We start from the raw sequence: 13,875 nt of genomic DNA on the forward strand, positions 1-13,875 counted from the left end.
TTAATATTCCTATATTATGGTTCACGCATTGCATTGGCTTTTGCTCTAAGCAAAGGTTTTAGCCAATAATCTAAAACAGTTTTTTTTCCAGTAATAACATCTACTTGCGTTTGCATCCCTGGGATTATTGCTTGCTCTGCTATTTGGCTTATTGTTGTTTTAATATAAGCCTGATAATAAGCAGTTCCATCTTCTAAATACTGAGCATCTGCACCAATATAAGTAACTTCACCTTCAAGTCCACCGTATATTACAAAGTCATAAGCAGTAAACTTAACTTTAGCAGCCATGCCCACTCGAATAAAACCGATATCTTTTGGTTGAATTTTAGTATCAATTAAAAGCAAATCGTTTTGAGGGACAATTTCCATCATCACCTCGCCGGGGTCAATTACACTGCCAATAGAGCGTGATACAATATTTTTTACGGTACCACGTACTGGCGATCTAACTTGTGCTTTTATAAGTCTATCTTCGAGTGATTTGCTACTTTGTTGAATTTTAGCAAGCTCGTTACTCACTTCATCTAACTGATTTTGTGTATCCGCTAAATAATCAAATACTATCGCTTTTCGCTCTTCTTTTACCTGACTTTTTGCCGCTTTTAATTGCTGTAATAACGCATTGGCTTGGTTTAATTCACCTTGCATGCCAATTTCGTCTCGTTGCAATTTAACCAACTCCATTTCGGCAACAGCACCCGCATCTACAGCACCTTGAGTTAACAGTACTTCCCGTGTTGTGAGCTTTAGCCTTTGCTTAAGCGCAGATATATTTGCACGTTGCTCTACACTGGCTTGCTCCTGCTGGAGTAGGTTTTGCGTGCGCTGCTGTAGCTGAGACTCAAGCTGTGTAAGTCTTGAAGTATACGTATTGTATGCCTGCTTATACACATCTACAGCAATATCTTTTCTAGGTATTTCTAAGCGTTCTATATTAGCGCCAAAACTGCTTTCTTCATTTAAAGTAACGCTTTTCAATTCAGTTACTAGACGGTTTCGTCTTGCTAATAACGAACCTTTTTCTTGACTAGATTCAGCATAAGCAGCAGCAAATCGGGTTTCATCAATCAGTAAAAGCGGATCACCCACCTCTACAATTTGCCCTTCACGTACTAAAACTTCTTTTAAAATACCGCCATCAAGGTTTTCAATAGTTTGAACACGTTGTACTGGTATAACAGCACCTTGACCTACAACAACTTCTTCTAGCTTAGCAAATTTAGCCCACAAAACCACAGCAAAAAGTAATACAAAAACTATAATAACCAATCTTTTAGCTTGTTTTGCAGCTTGTAGCTGCCCCATATATAAATCAGCCATTGGTTGAAGAACTCCCAGTCTCTGTATTCACCCTTGTCACTTTTTTACTTACTAGTTTTACACCACCATGCACTTTATTACTAAATAATGAGCTTGGTGTTTCTATACTTTTTAAGCGACCGTGGTCGAGCACAAATATTCTGTCGCATATAGTCAGCATATCTTTACGATGACTCGAAATAACCACCGTTTCAGTGCGATCCTGAAGGGTTTTAATGAGGAGTTTTTCGTGGCCTGCATCCATAGCCGACGAAGGTTCATCTAAAATAAGTAATGCGTTATCGTCTTTTAATAAAGCACGCGCAATACATACAGCTTGACGTTGTCCGCCCGATAAAAACCGACCAAACTCGCCAACCTGTGTTTCCAGCCCCGACTCCAACCGGTCAATAAAACGACTTACGCCAGATTTAACTAATGCATTGGTTAAGTTTGTTGGGGTTATATTTTGTGCGCCTAGAGTAATGTTTTCAAGCACTGTGCCATAAAACAAGCTTGGGCTTTGTGCTACCCAGCCACTTTGCTTGCGTAGCGCACTTAACGACCAGTGCCTTATATCTATGTCGTCAATTAAAAGCTGACCTGATGTAGCTCTGTACTGCCCAGCAATAATTGCAAGCAAGGTAGACTTACCAGAGCCTGCACGGCCATATAAACCTATTTTTTCGCCCTGCTTAATTTCAAAGTTAATACTGTGCACTGCCTCAAGTTCTTGCTCATGGTACTGAAAGCTCAAATGGCGGGCTGTAATATTGCCATTTACAGGCGCATTAATCGTGTTTTCGCCACTTTTTTGTTCTTGCTCAAGCGCCATTATATTTTTAACCGACTCAATGGCTGTTTGTGTTTGTTTATATTTTAAAACAAGCCCAGCTAAAGCAGAAATAGAACCCGATGCGCGCCCACTCAGCATAACAATAGCAATCAGTGCGCCCATGCTAATGTCGCCGTTACTAATTAAATAAACACCAAACACAATAAGCGCAATACTGGTAAATTGGCTAAGGCTTGCAACTGTATGCGTAAGTGTTGTGGCGCTATGGCGTGATTTATTTTGCCAATCAACCATTTGTGCGAGTGTTTGTTCAAGCTTTTGTTGCGCGCCTGCTTGGCCGTTCATTTGCTTAAGCTCAACAAGCTGGTTCAGGTTTTCGATTAAATACGCTTGGCGCTGGGTCGATAACTTAGATGCCTGTTCAACACTTTCACTCAGTCTTGCTTGTAATACCGCGCTTGTAATAACAACCAAGGTAAGTACTACAACCGGAATTAAAACAATTAAGCCACCTAGCCAAAAAATAAGCGCTAAAAACAGCAGTGTAAAAGGTAAATCGATTACCGATACAAGCGTCGCTGAGGTTATAAACTCTCGCACGCTGTCAAAGTCTTGCACTTGCTTTGCATAAGCACCTGCAGAGGCTGGGCGCTGCTCAAGGCGCATACCTAGCACTTTAGCGTACAACATACTGCTAATACGTAAATCTATTTGCCTGCCAGCCGCATCGGTTAAATGCCCGCGCGCTTGCTTTAATAACCAATCAAACACAATGGCTATTGTTGCGCCGGTTGCAAGTACCCATAAGGTATCGAGCGCAGCATTAGGCACAACGCGGTCGTATACGTTCATGGTAAACAACGGCACTACTAAAGCTAATAAATTAACGGTTAGCGAGGCGAGTAACAACGAATTATAAAATGGTTTAACCTGATCCCATGCAGGCTTTAGCCAACTAGGAATACGTGTATGAAGTTTTTCTGAGCGTTCATCAGTTACATTATCGTGCGACAAGTACCAAATAAGCTCTTTATCAATATCACTTAATTGCTTAGGTTTTGCTTCATCAAGTGAGCTAAACGTACTTTTACCATCGTTTTCAAAAAACCAAAAGTAGCCTTCTTTATCAAGCACCAAAGCAGGGTAAGCATAATGTTTTGGCGTAGTTTGCTGCTGCGCACTCACATTAATATTACTTAATGCTTGCTCTAAATGATGCGCCGAAAACTCATTACTTGGCAAACCAAGTAATAAGTTTTCGCTTTGATGGCGTAAATGCAGGGCATCTGCAATGTGCTTACCGAGTGCCAGTATTTGCTCTCGGTTTAGGATTAGCTTCATACGTTTTGATCGCCGCTGGTCATACTTGCAATCGTCTCATCATGTGCTGTGTTACCACTGCCAGACATATCGCTATAATCAGGCCCACTGTCGCCGCTCGCACTTGCGGTACGCGCTGAGCTAGCTGTAGCCGAATCAGAAATAGTTACATTTACTACCTCAGGCGAAGCCTCTTGTGTTTCACCGTTAAGTGTTGAAAATGCAGTTAACGTTAAGTCAAAACTATCGCCAGCATCCGCATTTACAATCTCAAGGGTTTCAATATCAGCAATATCAACGGTCCACGTATCACCTACTTTATCTCCAAAGTTAAAGCTGTATCCATCAGGTAAGCCAGTAATTTCAATATAGCCGGTTTCATCTGCTGCAGGGTTTTGTAAATCAACATCAAGGTTAAGTGCAATATTATTAGTTGAGCTACTGGTTACATCATTAGCGGCTGTCCATAACGGCGCGTCTGCTTGTGGTTCTAACTCTACAATAAAGTCTGACGTTTCAGGTGTGCCAGTTACAGTAACGGTTTCACCATTAATAACTGCGCTATCCATAGTCGCTACCTCAACGCTCATATTAAACGTGCCAAACGCAAGGCCACCGGCGTTAAAGTCAAAGTTTTCTATACCACTGCCTTCTTCGCTTATTACGGTAGCAATATAGTTATTACCCTCTTGTGCAAAGTTAACTTTAGTACCATCAGCAAGCTCTATATAGCCATTTTCTAGCTCAGCTAATGCCGATGAGTCAGAAGTATCACCATTAATAATAACTTTAAGTTGCACTTGCTCAGTGCCATCGGCCTCAGTGCTAAAGGCAGCAAGATCAATAGTTACGTTGCTATCTTCGTCACCTGAATAGTTATCTTCTGGTTTTTGACTAAAATCAAGCGTGTCTGCTACAGGGTTAACACTCACGTTAAAGCTTTGTGATTGCTGTAATAACTCGCCCTGTGTACCATCTTGGCTAATTGCATTTAAACTTAGTGTTATGTCTCCACTAAAATCAAGAGGAGGAAGTAATACAATATTATCTGCATTCCCTTCAAGTAAGCTTCGAGGAATAGTCCAGCTCGTTGTGCCATTTTCTGAGCCGTCATCACCATTATTAATTATTTGTAGCTCTTCACCTGTTACCGCATCAATAAGAGTGGCACCTTTTGGTACACCGCTAATTGTAAAATAGGTAGTTTCGGAGTCATCTAGCGAAGTAGCCGCTAATCCCGTAAGTATAATTTCGCTGTCTTCATCGCCAGTAACGCTATTAGCAGTAAGCATAACACCGTCTGTTACAGGTGTTACATTTACTGTAATTGTTTGGTTAATAGTAGAGCTCGCTTTTACTTCACCTGTCGAAAGCGTAGCTCTATCTACTACTGTAGCGCTAATATTAATATCAAAATCACCCTTGGCATTTTCAGGAGGGTTAATCCCAACACCGGCTAAATCATCGTCAAATGTACTGCCATTACCTTTGTATAAATAACTGCCATCAGTTTGTAACTCAAAATTATCTGAAGGGTCATATAATGTACCTCCATCTGGTAACTCAATTGTTATTGGCTGAGTAAAATCAATTTCTTCAACACCACCATCTTCAGTATCTGTACTTTCGTCTGTTGAGGTAAACGTAATACCAAGTGATGTATTTGTATTGTCTTCAGTAATCGTTTGCGTTGCAGCAGCAAGGGTGCCACCATCAACTACAGGGTTAATATCCACACTTAATGATTGGGTTATATCTATTTCGCGGTCGCCACTTGGGTCTACGGCAACTATTTTTACTGGAATTTCTAATAAGCCAGAGTAGTCACTGTCGTTACTGTTAATAACCATTGTACTTAGCGAGCTTTCAGGGATTATGTACTCTATACCAGTGTCTGTTTCTACCGCAATTATACCATCGCCCTCAATAGTGAAGCCTTCTGGCAAACTGCTCTGCTCAACATAAATAGTAATTACATCGTTATAGTTATCATCAACATCTTGAGATAAATCTTCACCTAAATTAAAGTCACTTTCCTCAAAAGTAACGCTACCGCCTTCATCAGCCGTAACATTTTCTATTTGTAACGTATTAACTGGCGATGCAGTAGTCGTTTCTCCTTCGCCATCAATATTAAACCGTACTTTAAAGTTTCCGCTAATAAGGGCGCTGTCGTCACCGTCTTTAACGCGTGCATTAACTGTCACATCAACGTCAGAACCAGTAGATGAGTTAGCTTCAATAATTACGTTATTAAGCAAATCGTTTATGCTGTCTTTAGCGGCGTCACTTGTACCAGCGTCTATAGGAATAACCCAGCGACCAGTCCCATCTGGCGAGGCTATGTTTTCACCATCTTGCATGTAAATAACTTTTAATGAGGAGTTTTTTGGCAAGATAATTTCGATATATGTTATATGCTCAGAACCATCAATATCCTCTTCAATGAATGATGCAACGCCAGTTAAATTAATTTGACGCTCATTAGCACTTCCTTCATTAGTAATGGTTTCATCTGTGGTTTCGATACGAGTAACAGCGCCGTCAGCCTCAATGCTTGGGGCTACATCTACTTTGCCATTAACAGTTACCGTAATATTTGCACTTATATCACTTGATACAGCAGCAGAAGTATCTTGTACGGTGTAAGTTATCTCAACACTAAGCTCGCCTGAGTAATCTTCATCAGGTTTGAGTGTAACACTATCTGTATTTAAGTAGTCGGTAACATCTATTCCACTACCAACAGCTGTTTCAACACCGTTTATGTAAAGCGTTGTACCATCTGGAATACTATTAATAATCGCTTTTGTAATACTTTCAGAACCATCTACATCTGAGAGGTCGGGATTTAATTTAAGTGAGATTTGGCTGTCTTCATTGCCAACAACATTTGTATTTAAGTTAGTGGAGTCAATAACCGGCGTAAATGTAACACTTGCCTTAATTTCCGTGTCTTTTGTGTTAAATTCACCTGTATCTGGCTCAGTAGTCACCACCGTAATATTAAAGTCAACGTTACCGCTAAAATCGGCACTTGGTTTTAATGCATAATTACCAGACTCGCTGGCTAACAAGCTGTACTTAGGGTTGCCATTAGCGCCAATACCTACAACAGGTAAATTAGCAGGCTCTCCCGTTATTGCATTTACAAGCGTTACACCATCGGGTAATTCTGAAATTACTAAACTAACGGTTTCTGAGCCATCGGTGTCTTCACTTTCGAATAAAAAGTCGAGCGTGAGTAATTCATCTTCTACACCGGTGGTATTTTCTAAAGTAAGCCCTGAGTCGTCATATACCCAGTCATTATTGCTTGTTAATACGGGTGAATCTGCAACACCCACTACTTTAAAGGTAAATTCTTTTACGCCGGTTTCTGCACTATCAACAACATTACCATCTACAACTTCTTCACTAATTGCGTTTACTTTAAGTGCAATTTTTTCTTGCGCTAAATGCTCAGGTAACTTAAGCGTATAATTTGCTAAGTCAGTGTCAAAAATAGTGTAAACACCATTAACTGGGGTTACTTCATCTCCATTACCATCTAATAATGTAACAACTTGCTCATCACCATTAGCATCTATAAATGTTGGTATTTCTATTTCGTACTTGAGACGCTCAGAACCATCTGTATCAACGAGCAGTCCGTTTATTAGGTCACTCAGTTGAGGGTTTGAATCTTCGTTAATTGTATCAACGCGCACAGCTAGTTTTGGCGCGTCGGCTACTGGATTAATCGTTACTGTAACCGTTTGTTTGTCAGCTGTTGCTGTGTTGTTATTGTCTTTTTCTGTACTTGTTGCTTGAATATCAAACGTATATTCGCCAGTTGAATGTAATTTGTTACTAACCGTTAATTTGTTAAGTTCACTTTGTGTGAGTATTGCGCCTTCGGTTATTGTTCTGCCACCAATTTTAAGTACTAAGTTTTCATCTAAACCTGAAATTACATAAGTCAATTTCTCAGAGCCATCAGTATCAGTTAATGCTGCACTAATAATGAGGTTTTCAGGTGAGTCTTCATCTAGGGTGTATTGGTAAGCATTACCTGTATCCCACTCTGGGGTATCGGCTACTGATTCAACTGAAATGGTAGTCGAATCGCTTAACTCTCGTGGTGTTCCACCATCTTTGATAGTTATTGTGGTTTCAACTTTAAATTCAACCGTATTAGAAAAATCGGAGCTGTTTTCTGCTGGTTGATAAGTTAAATTAGCAACTGTCACTGTATCATCAGCGTTAGTAGTTAATGCAGCGCCTGTAAATACATAATAGCCATTCACAATTGTAACATTGGCATTGTTTGTAGCTAAACTACCATTGAGGTAAAGCTCTCCGCCTTGTAAAGACGCCACCTCAATTCTTATTTCACTAACCTCCTCGTTTTGGTCAGAAATATCACCTCTATCAATGGTAATGGTCACTTCACTACGTGTATTGTTAGCGTTACCGCTACCGTCAGTGGCATCTTCATTAATGTCAGTTGCTTCAACGGTTAGCTCACCTTTGTAATCACTTATTTTTAAATCAATACTTCCTGTTGCTTTATCAGCATCATTGTCGATAACGGTATAGCTAATTGAGTCTGTAAAATCTTCGTTATCGCTTTGAGCAAACTCGTCAGTTGTAATCACTACTTTACCGCTTTCGTATACTCTTAATGTGCCAGATGTATCACTGTCACCCTCACCTTTAAAGGCAACTTCTTTATAGTTACCGGTTGAATCAGAGCCTGAGTCAAACGCAATGTACTTTGTACCACCATAAGTAAATGAAGCTAATTTAGCACCATCTGCACCTGGGTTATTGGTGTTACCAACAAAGTTACTGCTATTAATATCAAGCAGTTCGAGTGTTTTACCGCCGCCCTCAACAAGGTTAACAGCGACAGGTGTGGTATCTACTGTTGGTGTATCATCAGTTACTGTAATAGTTACTGCTGCGTTATTAGTATCGCCATCAGCATCAACAGCAGTTACATCAAAGCTGATATCTTGCGTATTTGTTCCGTCAGCATCAGGGTGTTTAATTGCTGTAAATTGCTCGTAAGTGTAAGAGCCATCAGGATTAAATTTAACGCGTAAAACATCTTCGCCATTTGCTGTAGCGATATACCAGCCATCAGCGTTTTTATCGTTTAATGTAATTGGATTATTTCCATCCGCAGTAACGTAACTTCCGCCGTTAAAGGTTGCTATAAAGTTATCTGCAAGCTTAATTTCTACAACTTCATCAGAGCCTTGCGTTACTGTAATTTGCCCCGTAGTTGTAATTGGGTCATTATTTCTAAGGTTAGTCTCATCAACACTTGCAGCTGAGTCAGCTATTACAGGATCGGTACCGTCGTTTAATGTTACCGTAACATTACTTGTAACTTGTGAACCATCGGTATCTTCTGTGTACACTGGAATCACTATTTGCGGTGCATCTGTGGTATCACCTGTGTGATCTATTGCACCTGAAATTTCGAATGAAATAGCATAGGTGGCAGAGGTTTGTGCATCAACATTCACATCTGGTAAAGTGATTTTAAAGACCTCGGTTGAAGTGCCTTCTAAAATACCTTGTGCGGTACCGTCGCTATTAACTTGCCAAACAATATTTGTGGTGACAGCATTACCGTTCTCATCGAGCGTAGTTTGCGTTAGCTGATTACCATTACTATCAAGCACCGCTGCCCCATCAGTAATACTAACTTGCATGTCCACTACATCATCAAGACCTGCTGTTACTGTAAATGAGGTATCAGTATCAGTATTTGCTTGGCCATCTCCATCTTCGTTATTGTCAGCCACGCTGTTAGGTGTTTCAGAAACATTTAAAGTAATATCATTTTGAGTATGCTCTGCCCCGCCATCATTAACGGTAATGTTTAATGTGGTCGTATTACTGTCCCCATCATTATCTATCACTTCGACTTGCAATGGTACGCCGGTACCTTCTATTGTGTTGTCAAATGGACGGTAAAGCGTAAACTCGTATGTTAAGTTTTGATTACTCGTGCCATTAATGTCGGGTAACGTCGCTACAAAAATTGTTTCTGTACCTTCGCCAGTATTTGCCGTTATCGTTCTTCCATCATCACTTAAAGTGTATACAAGCGCGACACCACCGGCAGTTAAATTTGGTTGTGAATCACTAGAGAATGCTAGCGATGTTATTGTGTCACTGCCAACTGTTGTGCTCACGGTACCTTGCTGAGATACGGTGGTATTATTAGCGGGGTCTAAACCACTTTCGTCAATACTAATAGGTGTTTCTGAGGTATCTTCAACCTGAGGCCCACCGCCATCTTGAACGGTTATGGTTACGTTACCCGCACCGCTGATTGCTGTACCATCACTGTCCTCCCCATTAATAGAAAGCGCAAAATCAATATTCTCTCCATTAGGGTTATCAAGGGGTAAGCTTACTGTTGTTTGAACCTTAGCATCTAAATCTTTGCCATTTGCATCTTGCGTTGCACTTACGCTAAAGCGAATAACTTCGCTGCCATTAGCTGAGCCTGTAATTGTTTTTCCGTCTTCACTTAAAACAAAGGTAATAGCAGAGCCTGAACTTGTTAAGTTAAGCGAATCTAAACTTGAAATAGTGTCATCAAAGGTGATTGAATCGGCAACTAATGCATCAGAGCCTGCCACAACATCAAAGTTTTTGTTATTCGTGGTAATAACGCCGTAGTCACTTTCAGTGTAGGTGGTTGCTTGGTTAGTAAAACTGCCCGCACTGCCATCTTGTACTGTAAATGTAGCTGTACTGGTAGAGCTACCTACACCGTCGCGATCTGCTATTGTGTATTCAATAGTAAACTGTGGTGAAGGGGTTGAATCACGATTATCTAGTGCGTTAAAGCTCCAAGTGCCATCACTGTTAACCGTTAACGTGCCTTCATCGGTGTCTATTATTGCAGGTCTATCGGCTGTTATGTCAACATAGTCAGTGCCATTAAATGTAACGCTTGTAACGGTTGGCTCGCCCTCTACTACACTGTCGTTAGTGACTAAGCTACCTGTTGATACTCTACCTGCATCAGTGTCTGCTTCGGTGACTGTAAAGCTGTCGTCACTGCTTTGTGGGGCTGAGTCGGTAATCGTAACGGATGTTGGTACAACGACAAGTTCGGTTGTGCCATCGGCATCTGTTTGCAACGCATCAACAAAAATATCTGTTAGTAAACTTTCACTTTCATGATCAATGGGGGCGTGTAACGTGGTAGTAAGCTCACCGCCAGCAAGCGCCACACTTAACACTAACTCGCCTTGATAGTCTTTAACTTCTAACGATAAACCATCATTTGCTAAGGTAACCGAAACAGGGCTGCCGTCTACCGTTAAGCCTTCAAGGCCAGATTGGTTTGTACTTAATGTAAGGTCAGCGTTATCTATTTCTATTGAACTAGTCGCTGAGCTTGTGCCGCCATTTGCAGTATTACTTTCGTTTAATGTTTGGCTATCAAGCGCATCTAATGTGGGTGCGATATCTTGCGCTGTATTTCCTGCAGAATCGGTAACGGTTGCTGTAATAGTCCACGACTGTGTATCATCAAGCTCAGATACATCTATACCGTTAACAGTCCAAGTTCCACCATTTGCTACTGCTGCAGTCACTATTTCACTAGTAGTGCCATCAAAAATCGTAAGTGTAACGATAGAACCTGGTTCAGCATCGGTTGTACCATTTAACGTGGTTACTTCACCGTCTTTAAATGATCTACTGTTAATGCCGCTTTCACCAGTATCAATATCAATATTAATGGTGGTGTCTTTAGTGAAAGTTGTTGAATTAGTCGCTAAATTGCCCTCAATATCAAGTGCGCTCACTTCTGCGGTAATCTCTCCATCAGCAAGTTCTGATATATCAGTGGCATTAATTACCCACTCACCCGCGGCATTAATAACTACATTTTCGACTGTGACTTTGTCACCATTTACATCGGTAAAGACCACCGTGGCGGTTTGATTTTCATCAGCCTCTTCTATTACACCGCTTACTACAACATTACCCTGCTCATCAATATTAACAACGTCATCGCCTGCTGCCATTTCAATGGTGGTTGCTGCGGTTTTATCGTGAATGGCTGTGTCTGTATCGGTTGCGGTATTGCCTGCAACATCACTTACGGTGGCTGTGGCTGTTAATGTACCGTCATCTAGCCCTGATAAATCAGCACCGGTAATCGTGTAGGCATTATTAATAACCGTCGCTTCAAAGCTGCGCTCATTACCCGCTGCATCCTTTACAACCACCGTGACTGTTTGGTTATCTTCAACGCCGGTTGTAGTTCCTGTAATTTCAACGCTTACGTTTTCACCATTGCCGTTTATTACGTTGTCGCTTGTATCGTTTATATCTACCGTTACGGCAACTGTGGTGTCTTTAGTAAAGCTGGTTTCGTTTGTGGCTAAATTGCCTTCAACATCTAATGCGCTAACACTTGCTGTAATTTCACCATCTGCTAGCGTTGAAATATCCGTAGCCGCTATTTGCCACTCACCATCAGCATTAATAGCTACGTTTTCAACAGTGACTTTGTCTCCGTTCACATCGGTAAAGACAACCGTGGCAGTTTGGCTTGTATCTGCTTCTTCTATTACACCGCTTACTACTACGTTTTCTTGCTCTGCGGTATTTATAACTGTGTCATCGCCCGTCGCTACTTCTATGCTAGTAACGGCTGTTTTATCGTGAGTTGCGGTGTCTGTATCGCTAGCTATGTTACCTGCAATGTCACTCACTGTGGCTGTGGCTGTTAATGTACCGTTGTTGAGTGCTGATACGTCTGCACCTGTGATTGTGTACGCTTCATCAGTTACTATTGCGCTGAAGGTTTCACTGTTTGTGCCATCACTCACTACTACGGTGACCGTTTGCCCATTTTCTACGCCTACGGCAGTGCCGTTTATAGTAACGTTAGTATTTTCACCATTGCCATTAATTACGCCATCGTCTGTATCAACAATATTTACCGTTACATTCGCAACCGTATCTTTTGTCAACGTGGCTGTATTTACCGCTTCGTTACCTGCGTTATCAAATACACTCACACTTACTGTAACGTCGCCATCTGCAAGTGAGCTTATATCTTCGTCGCTTACTTGCCACGTGCCGTCTGCATTAATTGTTACGTTTTCAACAGTGACTTCTTTTGCATCTTTATCCGTAAAGGTAACCGTTATGCTGTTGGTTGACTCTACATCATCAACCACACCACTTACGCTTACCGCTTCATCTTCTGCTGCGTTTATTACTGAGTCTTCTAGCACGAGCGTTGTACTGGCTTGCGTATCTTTTGTGAAATCAAGGCTGTTTGTTGCCTCGTTGCCCGCTATATCTTGTGTCGTTACATCAACGGTGTAGTCGCCATCAGACAGTGCATTTAATATACTGCTATCTAATTGCCAGTTGCCGTCATTGTCGACATTAGCAGTGCCATTAAATACAACACTGCCGTCACTGTCTTTGATGGTAATTGCTACGCTTTGATTAGCCTCTACGTCTAATACTGTGCCTGCTACTTTAGCAGTGCTTTGCTCAGCATCGTTAATAACAGCGTCATCGCCCACATTTACCGTAACAGCACTTTGTGTGTCTTTAACAATGTTAAGATCTGCATCAGCGGTGTTGCCTGCGGTATCAGCAGTTGTTGCTGTAACAGTCAATGCCCCCTCATTAAGGGATGTCAAATCGAGTGAGTTACTTTGCCACGTTCCATCAGCTAAAATAATCGCTTGCCCTGTTACAGAACCATTACCATCAGAGACAGTAACGTTAACGATTTTACCTTCTTCTATATTGGCGCTTTGACCATTAATAACTACCGCCGATTTTTCTACATTATTGATCAATAAATCGTTATTTTCACTTGGTATAGAAATGGAAGCTTGGGTATCTTTTTCAAAGGTTGTGCTATTTTCGGCTTGGTTACCGGCCTCATCAAATACACTTACAGTAGCAGTAATAGTGCCATCGGCAAGGGTATTAATATCTGCGCTACTCACTTCCCAGGTGCCGTCGTTATTAATCGTGATATTATCTACAGTTACTACATTATCGTTTTCGTCAGTAAAAGTGATGGTTGCTGTATTTGTAGGCTCTATATCCGTTACCTGCCCACTTACAACAACATTGGTTTGCTCAGTTGCATTAACTAAGTCATCGCCTGCCCCCATTTGTATGGTGGTTACGGCTGTTTTATCGTGAATGGCGGTGTCTGTAGCGGTTGCTGTATTGCCAGCTTCATCACTGACTGTGGCTGTGGCAGTTAATTCGCCATCGTTAAGACCTGATAAGTTTGCACCGGTAATTGTGTAAGTATTATTGGTAACTATGGCTTCAAAGCTGCGCTCATTACCGGCTTCATCTGTTACTACCACTGTTACCGTTTGGTTGTCTTCAACACCCGTTGTGGTACCTGTAATTTCAACGTTTACGTTTTCATCATTGCCGTTAATT

The 13,875-nt window shown here is 41.3% G+C and carries 3 protein-coding genes; all 3 read right to left on the bottom strand.

The window, feature by feature from the left end:
* Positions 1–14 precede the first annotated feature (14 nt).
* Genes H5159_RS10705 through H5159_RS10715 form a run of 3 tightly spaced genes read right to left on the bottom strand, consistent with a single transcriptional unit; the run spans position 15 to position 13,796 of the window.
* Positions 15–1,322 (bottom strand): HlyD family type I secretion periplasmic adaptor subunit, encoded by a 1,308-nt coding sequence (locus H5159_RS10705; RefSeq protein ID WP_182715576.1) that lies wholly within the window; start codon positions 1,320–1,322, stop codon positions 15–17.
* Positions 1,315–3,438 (bottom strand): ATP-binding cassette domain-containing protein, encoded by a 2,124-nt coding sequence (locus H5159_RS10710; protein WP_182733968.1) that lies wholly within the window; start codon positions 3,436–3,438, stop codon positions 1,315–1,317. The genes H5159_RS10705 and H5159_RS10710 overlap by 8 nt, the downstream gene beginning before the upstream one ends.
* A complete protein-coding gene (locus tag H5159_RS10715; protein WP_310742395.1) occupies positions 3,435–13,796 on the bottom strand; it encodes an Ig-like domain-containing protein in 10,362 nt (3,453 codons plus the stop codon). The genes H5159_RS10710 and H5159_RS10715 overlap by 4 nt, the downstream gene beginning before the upstream one ends.
* Between the last annotated feature and the right edge of the window lie 79 nt (positions 13,797–13,875).

Origin of the sequence: Pseudoalteromonas sp. SG43-1, assembly GCF_014164415.1 — a bacterium.
GTDB lineage: Bacteria > Pseudomonadota > Gammaproteobacteria > Enterobacterales > Alteromonadaceae > Pseudoalteromonas > Pseudoalteromonas distincta.

Coding starts and splice junctions, on each gene's coding strand:
- H5159_RS10705 (WP_182715576.1), bottom strand. CDS start 1,322: ATGGCTGATTTATATATGGGGCAGCTACAAGCTGCAAAACAAGCTAAA.
- H5159_RS10710 (WP_182733968.1), bottom strand. CDS start 3,438: ATGAAGCTAATCCTAAACCGAGAGCAAATACTGGCACTCGGTAAGCAC.